Here is a 15,697-nt window from a genome sequence, read left to right as displayed (position 1 = left end):
CAGGGTATCGAGTGTCACGAACTCGCGAGCACCGGACCGGATGGGTTCCATGGACGGCTGGTAGCGGTCCCGCCACCGATCGGCGAACGCGGCTGCGTCCAATTCGCGCTGGTGGCGTTCCGCGTAGCCCGCCACAGCGGAGGCGATACCGGTTCGCCAGTCGACGACGGTGCCGAACGTATCGAACAACACGGCACGAATACTGCGTCCCGTCGACAGGGACCGGAACCGCGCACCACCCATGAGGCGTCCTTTCGCTCGAACGTACGACGTCGCACCACAATAGTGCGGCGACTCGCCGTCACGAGTCGCCGCGCGGATGGTTCAGACGCGTCGAACGGGCATGATCGAGCGCACCAGCGGGTCACGGAGGTACAACCCACCCCACACGAATATGCCGACATAGATCGGGAACAGTGTGGTGCTGACGATCGGCTGCTCGGTGAGCATGTTGGTAGCGACCGCTCCACCGAGGTATCCGGTGAGCAGCACGGCTCCCAGGATCGAGGTGGCGGGCACGACGTAGAGAATCAGGCACACCAGCAGAACCACCCCGATCACACGGTTGAGGTTCTCGGCAAAGCCCAGTTCGGCCATCGCATCACGCACCATCTGGGTGTTCGCGATGTGGATCAGCGAGTCGAACAGGAGAAACAGCACCGCGAGTGCGCTGACGACGAGCCCTGCGACTCGGGCCTTCTTCGTCGTTCCGTCCGTGGGAGCGGATGTCGCGTCGGACGCTCCGGTGGCGGGAGGTGTCGAGGTCATGAGATTTCTCCTTGTTGTTCAGGAAGCTGCACACCGCCGGCCTGGAATGTCCGCCGTCGGTGTAGCGCGGCATATTGTCCGCTCCAACACGCTTCGTGGGTCCTCACACCAGTACAGACCGGAGGTGCCGGGAAAACTCACCGCGGCGGGGTGAACTTGGTGCGCCACCCGCGCTTCGACCGCCCGCACGGAGGCTCTCCCAGGTGATTGGATGAATTGGTGCAACTCGTGATCGAGGCAACCGACCTTCCCGGATCGTCGTGCCCGCCGGGGGCCGATTTCCCCGGCTACGACAACATCCATGTGGCCGTGCAGCGCCGCGGTTCTCCCGGCGATCTGCTCGACCTGCATCCCGGGGACGCGGCCACCGCCCGCTGGGTTCTCGAGTGCAAGACGACCCCGACGCCGGCGGGTCTCGACATCACCGGGCCGTACGTACAGGGCCGTCCCGGTGCACGGTTCGTCTACCTGTCGTGGGGGACAGTCGACGGAGACGGCGGATTCGTCATGTTCCGACGGGCGAAGTTGATGTGGGCCGGGGTGGATCAGGCCACCGCGGACGCGGCGGCGTCGGCCGGGCGCATCACCGCGCGACTCGGACTCACCGACGCCCGCGGGAATCCCCTGTGCGCTGCAGTGCGACCGCCGTTGATCGAGTGGTCTGCGTAGCCACCGCGATCAGGACACGGGCACTTCCCACTCGACCACGGTCCCCGGCGCGCCGTCGCGGATGACGGCACGACCACCGAGTTGCGCGGCTCGGTTGCAGATGTTCGCCAGCCCGTGCCCCCGGACAGCGTCCGCGCCCATCCCGGTACCGTCGTCGGTCACGCTCAGCGCCAGACGGTCGTCGGCGGCGGCGACCATCACACGGCACGATGTCGCATGGGCGTGCCGGGCAACGTTGCTCAGGGCCTCGCGGAGCACCGCCTGAAGTTCCGGACCGGCGTCGTGACCGGAGAACTGGTCGACCGGCCCGTCCAGGCACACGTCGGGAGTGAATCCGAGTGCGGCTGTACTGCTCTCGACGATCTCACCGACCGCCGCGCTCAAACTTGCGGTGCCGTTCGTCGGTGCGGTCGCACCACTCTCGAGGTCGAAGATGACCGCCCTCAAACCGCGAACGATGCTGTCGGTTTCGTCGATCAGCGGATCGAGATCCGCGGCAAGACGGGGATGCCGTCGAGCCAGGGAAGTCAATGCCAGGCCCAGCCCGAACACGCGCTGAATCGTCAGGTCGTGCAGATCGGCCGCCATCCGGGTTTGTTCGTCGTGGCGGGTTCGTTCGTGTTCCGCCTGCACGAGTAGCCGATTCTGGGTGAGCAGACTGGTCCGCATGGTGTCGACGGCGCCGCCGATCATCGACACTTCCCTCGGCCCGTCGGTGCCGATCTCCCGCTCGTAGTCGCCTTCGGCCACCGCGCTGATGTCCGCGACGAGACGCTCGATCGGCCGGGTCAGCAATCGTCGCGTCAGATACAGGGAGGCTATCGCGGTGCCGACGGCGAGAACGAACGCGACGGCGGTCGCGACATTTGCCAAGACCTGCGCCGAGCGAACCCGATCGACCTGTTCGGTCACCCGTTCATCCGTCAGGGCATTGAGGTCCTGAAGCTGTGAGCGCAGCCCGTCGAACAGTTCCTTGCCCGTCGCGGTCATGGCCACGACCTGCTCGTCCGCTATCTCGTTGTTGCGACGAGCGAGGATCTCCGGCTCGCTGGCCTGAGTGGTCCAGGTGTTCGCCGCCTCGACGACCTCGTCCAGCGTTGCCGAAGCCTCCGCGTCGCCGGCAAGGAGCGCGGTCAGATCCGACAGGGACGCGGCCGCGGCGTCCCTGCCTGCGTCGTACGGTTCGAGGAAACTCGGATCACCGGTCAGAACATAGCCACGCTGCCCGGTCTCCTGGTCCACATAGGCGGTCGTCAGATCCGACACGGCATGCTGTGCGGGCAGGAGGCGCTCGGAGAGCAGGGTCTCGGACGCACGAACCACCAGTCTCCCGTACACGGAAAACGCGGCAGAAACGGCGAACAGGGCCACGAGGATCCCGATCGCCAGCCACAGCAATGTCCGCAACGACATCCGTCTGGCATTCGCAGTCCGACCCGACATGGTCAGCCTCTCACCCGTTCCGAACACGGGATCGGGTGCATGGACGTCCCGACCCCGCCGGTTTCCACACTATTGCGCCCGACCTGCGCGGCGGAACCGATTGCCGAGTCCGATCGCCACCGGATCGTGGGTCACGCGGGAGGGTGCGCGCCGAGCCAGGTCGCTGCCCTGCGCGCCGACGCGCGCGAGAGCCACGCATCCTGAACGAGCTCCACCAATTCTTGCCGGGACAACTCGCCGATGCGGCTCCCCCGCAAGAGCACCGACAGGTGGCCGTCGAAGTGTGAGGTGGTGAAGAACGGTGTCGCGTGGTCGCGGACAAGCGCCTGCTTGTCGGCTTCGGACGGCACCCAGAACACGATCACGTCGTCATAACGTTCCCCGGTGTCGGGGTCCGTCGCATCGGGTCGCGGATTGCGGAAGAACACGAACGACTTGCCCCCGATCTGGTAGACGGGATTGTCGCCGGGGCCGTGGATGACGGTGACGTGCGGCATGCCGAGAGCCAATTCGTGCACGTCTTCGACCCGTGCCGCCCGGCTACTGATTCCCACCGCACCACCCTAAATGCTCGGCATCCGGGGCGCCTCCGTATCGGGTTTCAGGCCGTGTGTGCGCGTCCGGCCTCAGGTTTGTGTTGTGTTGTGCGCATGGATGAGTCGAAGGGCAGCGTCCCGGTCACGGCGGTCCAGGGCGTCGACGAGGTCGACGTGCAACTGCTGTCGTTCGGCGATGTATTCCGGCAGAGGTCTGTCGCCGACCGGTTCGACGGAGACGGTGTGGGATTCGATCAGATCGAGCAGGCTCAGGTAGATCGACTTCAGGATCGCGTTGGGACTCACGCGAGCGATCGCGGCGTGCAGTTCCCAGTTGGCTCGGACGAATTCCGTCGCGTCGCCGGCGTCGGCGGACTGCCGCATGACGTCGAGAGCGGTGCGCATACGAGTGATGTCGACGGCCGAACTGTGATCGAGTGCGTCCTCGATGAGCAGCGGGTCCAGCGCGTCACGGATGCGTACCGCATCGGCGACATCTCCTTCCGCGGCGTCGAGGGAGAGGATGGAGTTCCCGAGACGCGCGATGGGGGTGGGTGAAGCGGCAAACAGCCCCCCACCGGGTCCCGATCGGACTGTGATCACCCCACGTGACTGCAGAATGCGCAGAGCTTCGTTGAAGGTGCCTTTAGCGACGCCGCATTGTTCCTGGAGTTCCTTTTTCGTCCCGAGGCGCGCCCCGTGCGGCGCCTGCTCCGCGAGTTGACCGATAGCCAATGCAGCTTGCTCGGTCCGGCTCAGCGATGCGTCCATCATCATCCGCTGCGCGAGATCGGTCATCGTGTCCTCGTTTCGTCGTGCCCATCGCCGCTTCACCGCTGAGAGTCGGGCCAACGCCGATTCTACCTTATTGAGCATGCTTGATACGGATTAATTGGGTCGAGTCTCTTGACATGCGGCGCGGGTCACAGCATGCTGTAGCTATTCAACATGCTCAATAGGGCTCAATTGGGGTCCTATTGCACTCGCACCCGAGGAAGAGCAACGAACATGCAGGACAACACGCACGATGTCGTGGTCGTCGGCGCCGGGCCCGTAGGACTGACGCTGGGTCGGATGCTCGGCCTGCGCGGCCACGACGTGGTGATCGTCGAACGCTGGCCGGAGCCGTACCCGCTCCCGAGGGCAGTCCATTTCGACGACGAGATCGGCCGTGTCTTCCAATCGATGGACCTGACCGATGAGGTCGAGTCGATCTCCGAGGCGGTGCCCGACTACTACGAATGGCGCAATGCGGCGGGCGAGGCGCTGGTGCGGATCGACTGGTCCGGCACCGGTCCGAACGGCTGGCCGACAGCGAGCTTCTTCTCCCAGCCGCAGCTCGAGAAGGTACTGGCCGAGGCGGTGGCGACGATGCCGAACGTCACTCTGCTGCGCGGCGCCGAAGTGGTCGGTATCGACGAGGGCGCAGACGACGTCGCAGTGACATTCACCAGCACCGTCGTCAAACAGCGGCAGGTGCGAGCACGGTTCGTCGTCGGCTGCGACGGCGCGAACAGCTTCGTCCGTGAGCGCATGGGTGCGGCCATGCACGACGAGGGCTTCTTCTTCGACTGGCTGATCGTCGACACCATTCCGCTCGACGACCGCGAGTGGGCACCACAGAACTGGCAACTGTGCGATCCCGCCCGGCCGACCACGGTCGTGTCGGGCGGACCGGGGCGTCGTCGGTGGGAGTTCATGCGACTGCCCGGCGAGACGAGAGAAGAACTGAACACGCCGGAGAAGGCGTGGGAATTGCTCCGGGCGTGGGACCGGACGCCGGAGAACAGTGAACTCGAGCGGCACGCCGTCTACACGTTCGCCGCGCGGTGGGCGGACCGGTGGAACGCCGGCAGGCTCGCGATCGCCGGTGACGCCGCGCACCAGATGCCTCCCTTCGCCGGGCAAGGCATGTGCTCGGGTATCCGCGACGCAGCCAATCTCTCGTGGAAGCTCGATCGCGTCCTGCGCGGCGAATCCGACCTCGCATTGCTCGATTCGTACTCGTCCGAACGCAGCGCGCACCTGCAGCATGCGGTCACGATGTCGGTCGAACTCGGGCGGGTCATCTGCGTCCTCGACGAGGAGAAGGCCACCGAACGCGATACCCGCATGATCGGCGGTGACGCCGACCCCGCGAAGGTTTTGCCGGTCACAGCCCTTCCCGTCCTCGGAGACGGCGTCACCGCGCAGGACACTGACGGCGGCGGGCTGCGCGGGACCCTTGCACCACAGTTTCCGGTGCGGATCGGCGCCCACAGCGACCTCCTCGACGAGGTCACCGGCTTCGGTTCGGTCCTGCTGGTACGCGGTAAACCCGATGTCGCGCACGCGGATCCGACACTGCAGCGACTGCTCGACAGCACCGGCGTACGGCTGAAGACCGTCGAGGAGACCGGAGCACCGGATCTGCTCGACGCGACCGGTCAATGGACTCGGTGGTTCCACGGACAGAACATCAGCGCAGTGCTCGTCCGGCCGGATCACTACATCTTCGGCGCCGTCACCGACAACACCCAACTGACGGATCTGCTCAGCGAATACCGCGACCGACTGCGGACCCTAGACCCATCCCCGACCAGCCCCCACCCCGCAACTACCACCGTGTGAACTCACTCCAGGAGAACAACTTTCATGCGTATCGCCAATATCGACCACCGTGCCGCCCTCGTCCTCGGAGAGGAGGGTTCCGAGCGGGCCGTCGACATCGCCCACGCCTCCCGCGGCCGGTTCGGCCCGAACCTGCAGGCTCTCTACGAGGCCTGGGACGACGTCACCGAATGGGCCGCAGTCCAGGACCTCTCGGCTCTGGCCGACGACAGCGTCCCGATCGACCGGTCCCACCTCCGCGCACCCTCACCGGCTCCCCGGCAGGTGTTCGCCGTCGGCCTGAACTACCACGCCCACGCCGCCGAATCCGGCTTCGAATCCCCCACCCACCTGCCACCGGTCTTCACCAAATACGCGTCCAGCTTCACCGGCCCCGACACCGACGTCGTGATACCCACCGGCGGCAACGTCGACTGGGAGGTCGAACTCGTCGCCGTCATCGGCCGCGAAGCCGGCAACATCGACGCCGCCGACGCCTGGTCCCACATCGCCGGACTCACCGCCGGACAGGACATCTCCGAACGCATCACCCAAACCCGTGGCCCCGCACCACAATTCGGTCTCGGCAAATCCTACGCCGGGTTCTCCCCGCAAGGACCGTGGCTGGTCACCCCCGACGAGTTCGCCGACCCCGACGACCTCGAACTCGGCTGCACCATCGACGGCGAACAAGTGCAGAAAGGCCGCACCCGCGACCTCATCTTCCCCGTCTCCACGCTCATCGCCACCCTCTCCCACACCGTCACCCTCTACCCCGGGGACGTGATCTTCACCGGCACCCCCGCCGGCGTCGGTGTCGGCCGCAACCCGCAACGGTTCCTGCAGCCCGGCGACACACTCCACAGCTGGATCGACGGCATCGGCGAACTGCACCAGCGATTCGTCGCCGAACCCGACGCGCAGTAGAGGACACCACGTCATGGCACTACACGGACTGGGCAAGGTCACCATCGGCGTCCCCAACGTCGACGACACCATCGCCTACTACACCGACTTCGGACTCGAACACCACGGACACGGGGTGTTCGCCACCCGCAACGGCGGCGAACAACTCCACATCGTGCACGCACCCACCCGGCGACTGGTCGAGCTGACCGTCGCCGCCGACGACCCCGACGACATCACCGCCACCACAGCACGGCTGACCAGGCTCGGTACCGCGATCCAGCACGACAGCACCTCCGTCAGCGCCGTCGAACCGATCACCGGCACCCTGGTGCGGGTACAGGTCCGGCCCCGGATCGTCATCGAGCCCGCGGTGTCGCCGACGCCGTACAACGGCCCGGGCCGGATCGACCGGTGGGGACGCGCCCCGTTCCTCACCCGCACCGACCCGGTACGCCCCCGCAAACTCGGCCACGCGGTAATCGGATCCACCGACCTCGAGACCACCATGAAGTTCTTCACCGACGGCCTCGGATTCAAGGTCAGCGACTACATGGGCGACAAGGCCGCGTTCCTGCGCTGCTCCGTCGAGCACCACAACGTCCTCGTCATGGCCGCACCGGTGAACTTCATGCACCACACCAGCTGGCAGGTCGACGACATCGACGAGGTCGGCCGCGGCGCCCACACCATGCTCGAGAACAACCCCGAACGCCACATCTGGGGACTCGGCCGCCACCACGCCGGCGCGAACTTCTTCTGGTACCTCAAGGACCCCGCCGGGAACTTCTCCGAGTACTACTCCGACATGGACACCGTCCCCGAAGACGAACTCTGGTCCCCGGAGGTGCTGCACGGACTTCAGGGCCTCTACGCCTGGGGACCGCCGCCCCCGCCGTCGTTCCTCGAACCCGACGACCTCGCGGCCCTCATGACCGGAGCGCATTCCGCGAAGGGGTGACTGCGGGCTTCGTCGACATCGAGAGGGTTCTGCCATGGACTCGGACACATTGCCACCACGCGCGCTCGTCGGCCGGGACGACGACGTTGCCTCGATCCTCACACTTCTCCGCGACCCCGCGGTCAGGATGCTGACCGTGGTCGGCACCGGAGGTGTGGGGAAGACCGCGGTCGTCGCCGCAGTGACGAGGGAACTGGTGACATCGGGCACCGACGTCACGCCGGTAGATCTGTCGGGATGCGAGTCCGCGACAGACGCGGTGACCCAGATCGGCAACACCATGGCGACGCCGCCCGAATCGGAGAAACCACACGTCGTCGTGGTCGACAGTCTCGAACGGATCCGCTCCGAGGTGCGCGCCCTCGGCGCGCTCCTGACTGCCCACCCGCACGTCCGGCTCCTCGCAACGAGCAGGGCCGCGACCGATCTGTCACACGAATACCGATATGTACTGCGCCCCCTCCCCTGTCCGGACGCAGACGGTGCCCCCAACATCGACGCGTCGACCAGTCCAGCGCTGAAACTCTTCCTCGATCACGCCCGCCGGGTTGCCTTCGAACGAGACCTCGGGGCCCAGGCCCACACGGTCGCCTCGATTTGCCGGCAACTCGGCGGGCTTCCCCTCGCCCTCGTGATCGCCGCCCATCAACTGAGCACGTTGACGCTGGACGCCTTGGCGGCGCGGATCGAAGACGGTTGGTCGCCGAACATGCGTGGACCCGCTGATCTTCCCGACCGTCACCGCACCTTGACCCGCACCGTGGCGGACACCGTGTCGCTGCTCGAGCCGGTCGATGCCGCCTTGTACAAGGTCCTTGCGGTTTTCGACGGCGTCATCGAACCTCGAGCACTGTCAGCGATTCTCGCCGATTCGGTGGGCGAACTGCATGGACCTGCCGAAGTCTGTTCTCCGCACGCGGTGGTGGATCACCTCGACGAATTCGTGCGCCTCAGCCTGCTCACTCCGGTGCCCGATCGGCCGGACCGTCGCAGACCCGCCTTCGCGATGGCGCAGACCACGCGCGACTACGGCCGGCTACTACTGCGGTCGGAACCACAGCCCGCGACCGCCAGAACTGCCCACGCACAGTACTTTCTGCACAGAGTGCTCGACGGCGCGGACCTCGTGGGGCCTGCCGCCGACGACTGGCTCACACGCACCGACGGTGACCTCGGCGACATCAGGTCGTCACTACGGTTCTACCTCGAATTGGGCGACGAACGCGCAGTCGACCTTGCCGCAGGAATGCGCAGCTACTGGCTCGCGAGAGGTCTCCTGCAGGAGGGCTTGCACTGGCTCACCGACAGTCTTCGGCTCACGGGAGACAGGCGGTCCGTGCCGGCCGTGCGCGCCCGCGAGGCCCGGGCAGTTCTCACCGGTGCCGCGTCGTCATATGCGCATGCGCTCGCCGAACTGGACGAATGTGCACGTCTTTGGCAGGAATTGGGTGAACCGACCACGCGAGCCCGCACTCTCGTCGACCTTGCCGCCGCCCGATTCGAAGTACACGGATTCGACGCCGCCCGCCCGCTCTTCGAGGAGGCCATCGCCAGCCTCGACGACGCGGACGACCAGTGGTGGGCAGCCCGCGCCCGCAGCCTCTTCGGCGCCTCGGCCGCCGCGACCGGCCACCACCGCGAGCTTGCCCGCAGCACCCTGGACCGTGCCGTCGAAGGGTTTCGCGGTGTCGGAGACAGCTCGTACACCAACGTGCCACTGCAACAACTCGGCCGCATTCTCCATGAGGACGGCCACGACACTCAGGCGACAGCGCTGCTCGCAGAGGGACTACGTCTGGCCCAGGACGCCGGTGATGCCTGGAACAGTTCGGTCTTCCTCAACCTCATCGCCGAGATCGAACTGGGCCGTGGCACCGTCGTCGCGGCTGCCACCCATTACCTCGAGAGCCTCGCTCTGGCGGCCGCGATCGGTGCGAGACCACGTTTCATCTGGTGTCTGGAAGGTCTTGCCGTGTGCCTCCACGATCTCGGCGACAGCGACTATGCCGCCCGGCTGGTAGGTCTGGCCATGTCTGTCCGCTCGACATTGAATCTGCATGACTGGATCGAATTCCCCGCCAGAGCGATAGATTTGACCGGAATCCTCACCGGACCGCCGTCCAATCTCTCGGTGCTGCACGCAGAAGGCTTCCGAATGACAGTCGGTGACGTCCTGGCCTACGCACCGCAGCTCGTGGCCGCCCGCAGCGCCCGGCGTAGTCGACAGGATCGCTATCCCGACGGTCTGACCGCCCGCGAGGTGCAGGTGCTCCGGTTGATCGCGGCCGGTTCGACCAGCCGGGCGATCGCCACCGAACTCGTCATCAGCATCGAGACCGTCGGCAGGCACATCAGCAACCTGTATCGCAAGATCGGGGCCTCCGGGCGAGCGGATGCAACCGCGTATGCCATCAGATCCGGGCTGATGGACGACTGACGCCCGCCACGACTCGAGTGCGGTCGGTTGCGCACGGGGTGCGGTTCAGAGCCGGAGTTGACGAGAACTTGTGATGCGCCGACCGGTGTTGTCGGAGAAGGCTTACGAGCGATACGACAACTTCGACTGAAGGAGCGACTGGTGCACGCAATCCGCGGCGACATCGACACCCCCACGCGATCGGCGATACACGACCTCGTCGTCGAATTCACCTGGAAGCTCGACCATGCGGAGCCGGCCGGGTTCGCGGAACTGTTCGAGACAGACGGAAGGTTCGTCACCGGTCAGGCGGTCACGGCCGGCACTGCCGCACTGCAGGCGTTCGCCGACGGACGCACAGCAATGGCTCGCACGTCCCGAAGCGTGCTCAGCAACCATCGCCTCGTTCGTCTCTCCACCTCGTCGATCGAGGGCACGGTGCTCGTCACCTTGTACATGCACGACGGACTCGAGGCTGGTGAACCCATCGCACAGTCGGTGGCGGAATACCGGGACATCTACGTTCGGGGCGCCGACCATGTGTGGCGTTTCCGTGAGCGGCGCTCGGTTCCGATCTTCACGAGGTCGGTGTGAATCCGGCCGGCAGCACGGTCGGCGAGGCCACCGATCGAACGCACCTGCTGCACACGTTGGATCTGGCGAGAACGGCGCGCGCCGACGGCAACCGGCCATTTGGTTCCCTTCTCGTCGATGCCGCAGGGATCGTTGTGCTGACGGCAACGAACACCGCCGTCACCGACCGCGACGTCACTGCGCACGCCGAGACCAATGTCGTGCGCGCGGCGTCGGCGTCGAGGTGGGCTTCGACTCTTGCCTCGACCACGCTGTACAGCAGCGCGGAACCGTGCCCGATGTGCGCCGGCGCGATCTATCTGAGCGGCATAGGACGCGTGGTGTACGCACTCGCAGCCAAGGATCTGGCGTCATTTCCGGGGGCATCGGACCAAGTCCGCACGATCCCTACCCCCATGGCGGAGGTGCTCGCAGGTGGCGATGGTCGTCCGGAGATCCGGCATCATCCGATGGGACAGGCCGCCCTCGAACCCCACGTCGACTACTGGACGGGGCAGGCACGATGATCCTCACCTCGACGGTTCGCCTCACTGCCGGGGACGGCCACACAGTCCGGGCCTACTCCGCGGGACCCGAAACACGTCACCATCGCGGTGGAATCGTTCTGCTGCACGAAATCTTCGGTATCAACCGTTACATGCGGACCATGGCTGAGATCTTTGCGGCGCAGGGGTTTCAGGCGCTCGTCCCCGACTTGTTCGCCCGCCAGGAGGCTGATGTCGAACTCGACTACACCGGGGAGGACTTCACTCACGCGATCGAGCTGCGGGACAACCTGGACCTGTCCACCGCCGGCCTCGACATTTCCGCGGCAGTCCAGTGGCTTCGCCGAAGCGACTGGGGCAATGGGCGGGTCGGTGCGCTCGGCTACTGCCTCGGCGGCGGTCTGGCTATCCTGGCCGCCGCGAGTACCGACGTCGATACTGCGGTGAGCTACTACGGCGTCGGAGTGCAGGACCGCCTCGAGGTGGCCGAACAGATCGATGTCCCCGTCCTGTTCCACTTCGCCGAAAATGATCACTATTGCCCGCCCGAGGCACGAACCGCCATCGCGGAGGCGTTCGCCGGGAACCCGGAGGCGGAGTTCTACCGGTACCCCGGTGCGAACCACGCGTTCGCCACCTTCGGACGCGACACGTTCGATTCCGAAGCAACCGATCTCGCGTTCGAGCGCACCCTGCTGCATCTGCAGCGGTGGCTGGACTGACCTGACACATCCCGAGTTCTCGTCATTGCGGCCACAACTCGAACCCGCCAGGCTCAGTACAACGAGACTTTCGCCACACCGCCAGTCTCGAAAGATCGCGCGAACCGCGAGTCCCTTCAGGTCCCCGACCTCATTCTCGGAGAAGGAAACGACCGATGCACATACTGCCCCGACACGCCGTCATCGCCGGCCTGGTCACACTTGCCCTGGTATCGACGGCAAGTTGTAGTTCCTCGGACACAGAGTCCCGAACCGATGGCCTTCTCGACGTCACGGTGGGTCAGCTACCCATCGTCGACTCCGTTCCCTTCACGTTTGCGGTCGACAAGGGATTCTTCCGCGAGGAAGGGATCAACGCGACCGCAGACTTCACCAATGCCGGTGCCATGATCACGAACTTGGTCAACGCCTCCGACCAGTTCGCTCTCGGAGAGACAGCGATCGTCATCCAGGCGTTCGACAAGGGGCTCCCGCTGCGGATCGTCGGGGGCGTCACCAAGAGCACCGATCTCCCCGCTGAGGACACCGGAGTCGTGCTCGTCGCGGAGAACAGTGCCGTCAAGACACCCGCGGACCTGACCGGAAGAACCGTCGCGGTCGGGGCACTGAAAGGCAGTGGCGAACTGTCTCTCCGTGCCGCGCTCGACAAGGCCGGGGCGGACAGCGACCAGGTGAAATTCCTGGAAATGCCGTTGTCGGACATGACCGACGCCCTCGCCAAAGGCCATGTCGACGCCATCAGCACGATCTCACCGTTCGATACCGCCGCGCTCGCCCAGGGTGCCACCCGCTTGATGTCGCCGGGCGCAGAGGCGGTACCGGGTGGCATGCAGCTGACCGTCGCCACCTCGCAGAAGTTCGAACAGGAAAATCCGGAGGTAGTGCAGGGCTTCGTCCGGGCACTGAACCGGGGCATCGAATACGCCGCCGCGCATCCGGACGAGGTGCGGGCAGTGCTGCCGACGATCAGCCCGGTTCCCGCTGAACTGATTCCGGCAATGCGGCTCCCTGTCTTCGACGCCGGCGACCCTCGCGCCGCACTGACGCTGTGGACCGGGCTGATGGAGCAGTATCAGTTCGTCTCAGGAGACGTCGATGTCGACGAGTTGATGAGCTGATCGATCATGACCACGCTCACGCGCACGCCTCGGCCCCCGGCCGCAACCTCACCCTGGTTTCCACTCCCCCAGCGACGCCTGGCCACGCGGGCAGTGGTCGTCGTCGCAGCCCTGGCTGGCTGGCAACTGGCGGTGCAGTCCGGGCTGTTGCCCTCGAGTTCGATACCGACTGCCACACAATCACTGTCGGCTCTCGCGTCGATGACGACCACGCCGGAATTCTGGATGACGCTGGGCCAGACCGCGGTGGGCTGGGTTGCGGGCCTCGCCCTGTGCGTCGTCCTCGCCGTCCCCGTCGGACTGCTGATCGGAACATCCGGGTTCCTCACCCGCAGCACACGCCTGATGATCGACTTCCTGCGCACCATTCCCGCGGTCGCACTCACCCCCGTTCTGCTGCTGATCCTCGGCTCGACGATGGAGATGAAGGTGCTCCTGGTCGTGTTCGGGGCGTGCTGGCCGCTACTGACGTCCACCGTCGACGGTGTGCATAACGTCGACCCTGTCGCCGCCGACACCGTGCGGTCGTTACGACTCTCGCGGTTCGATCGCATGACGCAACTGGTCCTGCCGTCCGCGCTCCCCTTCGTGGTCACCGGATTACGCACTTCGGCCGCCATCGCGCTGATGCTGACGACGGCGGCCGAGTACCTCGGCTCGGCTCCGGGACTGGGCAAGTCACTGGGCATAGCGCAGCAGGCCGGTGGTGTGGACGTGATGTTCGCCTGGCTGATGGTCGCGGGACTGCTCGGTGTTGCCCTCAACGTGGTCTTCCTCCACCTCGAACGCCGGGTGATTCCGTGGTCGCCCGCCAACAGAGAGACAGTGAAATGATACGGAGAACAGCACGAGCGGCAGCCGTCGAACTGTGGCTGCCCATCGTGGCCGTCGCCGTGGTGTGGGTGGCGACAACACGCAGGGAGAGTTTCTATTTCCCTCCACTTCAGCAGGTGGCGCATACCTTCCAGCAGATGTGGTTGTTCGACCGGATCGGATCGGATGCCGTTCCCAGCGTGCGGAACTTCCTCGCCGGTCTGGTGATTGCGACAGTGATCGGAATCGGTGCCGGGTTGGTGCTGGCGCTGCGCGAGGGTCTCTACGATGCCGCTCACCCGGTGTTCGAGTTCATGCGCTCGGTACCTGGGATCGTGCTCGTTCCCGTCGGCCTCGTGCTGATGGGTGTCGGGGACGAGATGAAGATCGCGGTTATCGCCTACGGGACGATCTGGCCTATCCTGCTCGGCACGATCGACGGTGTCCGCTCCCTGGACCCGCTCGTACGAGACATGATGCGCAGCTATCACATTCCGGTCCACCATCGGTTGCTGCGGGTCGTCCTGCCGGGGGCAAGCCCGCAGATTCTGGCCGGAGCGCGGATCAGCGTCGCGCTCGGCGTGGTGTTGATCATCGCCAGCGAATACGTCGCGTCCACGCACGGAATCGGATACGTGCAACTGCAGGCCGAACGCACCTTCGCGATTCCGGAGATGTGGTCGGCATTGTTACTTCTGGGAATTCTCGGTTACACGAGCAACGTCGTGTTCCGCGTCATCGAACGGTATCTACTCCGCTGGTACTACGGGCTCAGGAAAGCTGGGCAAGGAGGTTCTGCATCATGACCACATCCACCACTACACCGGCCGCAGCCACCGACCCGGATGTGCCCGCTCGTCTCACTCTTGATGTGCGGGCCGTGGCAAAATCCTATGGTCACGGGAGCGCCTCCCGGCACATCCTGGCCGACGTCACGTTCACGGTCCATCAAGGGGAATTCGTCACCGTGGTCGGCCCCTCGGGGGCAGGCAAGACCACCCTGTTGCGGTGCCTCGCCGGACTGCTCTCACCGGACGCCGGTGAGGTCGCACTCGAGGGAGAGAATGTCACCGCTCCCCCGAAGGGCCTGGCCCTCGTCTTCCAGGACTACTCACGGTCCCTGCTCCCCTGGATGAGTGTGCTGGGCAATGTCATGCTCCCGCTCCGCCGTTCGGGCCTGAAACGAACAGAACGCCACCGCATCGCCGAGCAGGCGCTGCAGGCGGTGGGCCTTGCACACGCGACGAACCTCTATCCCTGGCAGATGTCGGGCGGGATGCAGCAACGCGCCGCCATCGCCCGCGCAGTCGCGTGCCGGCCCGAAGTGCTGCTGATGGACGAGCCCTTCGCATCGGTCGACGCGCAGACCCGAGCAGATCTCGAGGACCTGATGCTCAGACTGCGTGAGGAACTGGGGATGACCGTCGTTCTCGTCACCCATGACATCGACGAAGCGGTGTACCTGGCCGACCGCGTCATCGTCCTCTCCGGCGCTCCGACGTCGGTCACCGAGATCATCCAGGTCCCCCTACCCGGCCCCCGGGATCAACTGCACACCAAACTCGAGCCGGCCTTCGCCGAGCTACGCGCACATGTCCTCGGACTGATCCGGCGCTGAAAAATCCCGAGTTCCGGGGATGAACCGACGTTGCCGACCCGAGCAGTATCGAGCAAGAA

The 15,697-nt window shown here is 65.6% G+C and carries 16 protein-coding genes; 12 read left to right on the top strand and 4 right to left on the bottom strand.

What is annotated here, in order from left to right:
* Nucleotides 1-324: 324 nt before the first annotated feature.
* Nucleotides 325-768, bottom strand: coding sequence for a DoxX family protein (locus BLV94_RS45465; RefSeq protein WP_072943431.1), 444 nt, complete (start codon nucleotides 766-768; stop codon nucleotides 325-327).
* Between the two features lie 219 nt (nucleotides 769-987).
* Here BLV94_RS45465 and BLV94_RS45460 point away from each other — a divergent pair, with 219 nt between their 5' ends.
* Nucleotides 988-1,437 carry a DUF5990 family protein gene (locus BLV94_RS45460; protein WP_174705512.1) on the top strand — a complete coding sequence of 150 codons (450 nt, stop codon included), beginning with the start codon at nucleotides 988-990 and terminating at the stop codon, nucleotides 1,435-1,437.
* A 9-nt stretch (nucleotides 1,438-1,446) separates the two neighbouring features.
* On the opposite strand, the gene BLV94_RS45455 is transcribed toward BLV94_RS45460, so the two are convergent.
* The 3 genes from BLV94_RS45455 to BLV94_RS45445 all read right to left on the bottom strand — a co-directional run bounded on the left by BLV94_RS45455 (nucleotide 1,447) and on the right by BLV94_RS45445 (nucleotide 4,214).
* Entirely contained in the window at nucleotides 1,447-2,850 is a 1,404-nt protein-coding gene (locus BLV94_RS45455) for a sensor histidine kinase (RefSeq protein ID WP_241031221.1), read from the bottom strand.
* A gap of 161 nt (nucleotides 2,851-3,011) precedes the next feature.
* Nucleotides 3,012-3,377 (bottom strand): MmcQ/YjbR family DNA-binding protein, encoded by a 366-nt coding sequence (locus BLV94_RS45450; protein WP_072943505.1) that lies wholly within the window; start codon nucleotides 3,375-3,377, stop codon nucleotides 3,012-3,014.
* Between the two features lie 129 nt (nucleotides 3,378-3,506).
* Complete coding sequence (locus BLV94_RS45445; protein WP_072943429.1) at nucleotides 3,507-4,214, bottom strand: FadR/GntR family transcriptional regulator; 708 nt, start codon at nucleotides 4,212-4,214, stop codon at nucleotides 3,507-3,509.
* Between the two features lie 210 nt (nucleotides 4,215-4,424).
* Here BLV94_RS45445 and mhpA point away from each other — a divergent pair, with 210 nt between their 5' ends.
* The 11 genes from mhpA to BLV94_RS45390 all read left to right on the top strand — a co-directional run bounded on the left by mhpA (nucleotide 4,425) and on the right by BLV94_RS45390 (nucleotide 15,638).
* Nucleotides 4,425-6,026 carry a bifunctional 3-(3-hydroxy-phenyl)propionate/3-hydroxycinnamic acid hydroxylase MhpA gene (mhpA, locus tag BLV94_RS45440; protein WP_072943427.1) on the top strand — a complete coding sequence of 534 codons (1,602 nt, stop codon included), beginning with the start codon at nucleotides 4,425-4,427 and terminating at the stop codon, nucleotides 6,024-6,026.
* A 24-nt stretch (nucleotides 6,027-6,050) separates the two neighbouring features.
* Complete coding sequence (locus tag BLV94_RS45435) at nucleotides 6,051-6,932, top strand: fumarylacetoacetate hydrolase family protein (RefSeq protein ID WP_072943426.1); 882 nt, start codon at nucleotides 6,051-6,053, stop codon at nucleotides 6,930-6,932.
* 13 nt (nucleotides 6,933-6,945) lie between these two features.
* A complete protein-coding gene (locus BLV94_RS45430; protein ID WP_072943424.1) occupies nucleotides 6,946-7,872 on the top strand; it encodes a VOC family protein in 927 nt (308 codons plus the stop codon).
* 34 nt (nucleotides 7,873-7,906) lie between these two features.
* Nucleotides 7,907-10,309 (top strand): LuxR C-terminal-related transcriptional regulator, encoded by a 2,403-nt coding sequence (locus tag BLV94_RS45425; RefSeq protein ID WP_072943422.1) that lies wholly within the window; start codon nucleotides 7,907-7,909, stop codon nucleotides 10,307-10,309.
* Nucleotides 10,310-10,450: 141 nt separating this feature from the next.
* Nucleotides 10,451-10,882, top strand: a complete 432-nt coding sequence (locus BLV94_RS45420) for a nuclear transport factor 2 family protein (RefSeq protein WP_072943420.1) — start codon at nucleotides 10,451-10,453, stop codon at nucleotides 10,880-10,882.
* Nucleotides 10,879-11,388: a nucleoside deaminase gene (locus tag BLV94_RS45415; RefSeq protein WP_072943419.1), complete on the top strand. Its 510-nt coding sequence runs from the start codon at nucleotides 10,879-10,881 to the stop codon at nucleotides 11,386-11,388. The genes BLV94_RS45420 and BLV94_RS45415 overlap by 4 nt, the downstream gene beginning before the upstream one ends.
* Nucleotides 11,385-12,089 (top strand): dienelactone hydrolase family protein, encoded by a 705-nt coding sequence (locus BLV94_RS45410; protein ID WP_072943417.1) that lies wholly within the window; start codon nucleotides 11,385-11,387, stop codon nucleotides 12,087-12,089. Before BLV94_RS45415 ends, BLV94_RS45410 begins: the two co-directional genes overlap by 4 nt.
* A 155-nt stretch (nucleotides 12,090-12,244) precedes the next feature.
* On the top strand, nucleotides 12,245-13,207 hold the full coding sequence (locus BLV94_RS45405; RefSeq protein ID WP_072943415.1) for an ABC transporter substrate-binding protein: 963 nt from the start codon (nucleotides 12,245-12,247) through the stop codon (nucleotides 13,205-13,207).
* A 6-nt stretch (nucleotides 13,208-13,213) separates the two neighbouring features.
* On the top strand, nucleotides 13,214-14,041 hold the full coding sequence (locus BLV94_RS45400; RefSeq protein ID WP_083395881.1) for an ABC transporter permease: 828 nt from the start codon (nucleotides 13,214-13,216) through the stop codon (nucleotides 14,039-14,041).
* Complete coding sequence (locus tag BLV94_RS45395) at nucleotides 14,038-14,826, top strand: ABC transporter permease (protein WP_072943413.1); 789 nt, start codon at nucleotides 14,038-14,040, stop codon at nucleotides 14,824-14,826. The genes BLV94_RS45400 and BLV94_RS45395 overlap by 4 nt, the downstream gene beginning before the upstream one ends.
* A complete protein-coding gene (locus tag BLV94_RS45390) occupies nucleotides 14,823-15,638 on the top strand; it encodes an ABC transporter ATP-binding protein (protein WP_072943412.1) in 816 nt (271 codons plus the stop codon). Before BLV94_RS45395 ends, BLV94_RS45390 begins: the two co-directional genes overlap by 4 nt.
* Nucleotides 15,639-15,697: the final 59 nt, after the last annotated feature.

The organism is Rhodococcus koreensis (assembly GCF_900105905.1).
GTDB classification, from domain to species: Bacteria; Actinomycetota; Actinomycetes; order Mycobacteriales; family Mycobacteriaceae; genus Rhodococcus_F; species Rhodococcus_F koreensis.
This window is presented reverse-complemented; position numbering and strand designations above follow the sequence as displayed.

Excerpts from the sequence above, each read along its gene's own strand:
- BLV94_RS45465 (WP_072943431.1), bottom strand. The coding sequence starts at position 768 with ATGACCTCGACACCTCCCGCCACCGGAGCGTCCGACGCGACATCCGCT.
- BLV94_RS45455 (WP_241031221.1), bottom strand. The coding sequence starts at position 2,850 with ATGTCGTTGCGGACATTGCTGTGGCTGGCGATCGGGATCCTCGTGGCC.
- BLV94_RS45450 (WP_072943505.1), bottom strand. The coding sequence starts at position 3,377 with ATGCCGCACGTCACCGTCATCCACGGCCCCGGCGACAATCCCGTCTAC.
- BLV94_RS45445 (WP_072943429.1), bottom strand. The coding sequence starts at position 4,214 with ATGACCGATCTCGCGCAGCGGATGATGATGGACGCATCGCTGAGCCGG.
- mhpA (WP_072943427.1), top strand. The coding sequence starts at position 4,425 with ATGCAGGACAACACGCACGATGTCGTGGTCGTCGGCGCCGGGCCCGTA.
- BLV94_RS45435 (WP_072943426.1), top strand. The coding sequence starts at position 6,051 with ATGCGTATCGCCAATATCGACCACCGTGCCGCCCTCGTCCTCGGAGAG.
- BLV94_RS45430 (WP_072943424.1), top strand. The coding sequence starts at position 6,946 with ATGGCACTACACGGACTGGGCAAGGTCACCATCGGCGTCCCCAACGTC.
- BLV94_RS45425 (WP_072943422.1), top strand. The coding sequence starts at position 7,907 with ATGGACTCGGACACATTGCCACCACGCGCGCTCGTCGGCCGGGACGAC.
- BLV94_RS45410 (WP_072943417.1), top strand. The coding sequence starts at position 11,385 with ATGATCCTCACCTCGACGGTTCGCCTCACTGCCGGGGACGGCCACACA.
- BLV94_RS45405 (WP_072943415.1), top strand. The coding sequence starts at position 12,245 with ATGCACATACTGCCCCGACACGCCGTCATCGCCGGCCTGGTCACACTT.
- BLV94_RS45400 (WP_083395881.1), top strand. The coding sequence starts at position 13,214 with ATGACCACGCTCACGCGCACGCCTCGGCCCCCGGCCGCAACCTCACCC.
- BLV94_RS45395 (WP_072943413.1), top strand. The coding sequence starts at position 14,038 with ATGATACGGAGAACAGCACGAGCGGCAGCCGTCGAACTGTGGCTGCCC.
- BLV94_RS45390 (WP_072943412.1), top strand. The coding sequence starts at position 14,823 with ATGACCACATCCACCACTACACCGGCCGCAGCCACCGACCCGGATGTG.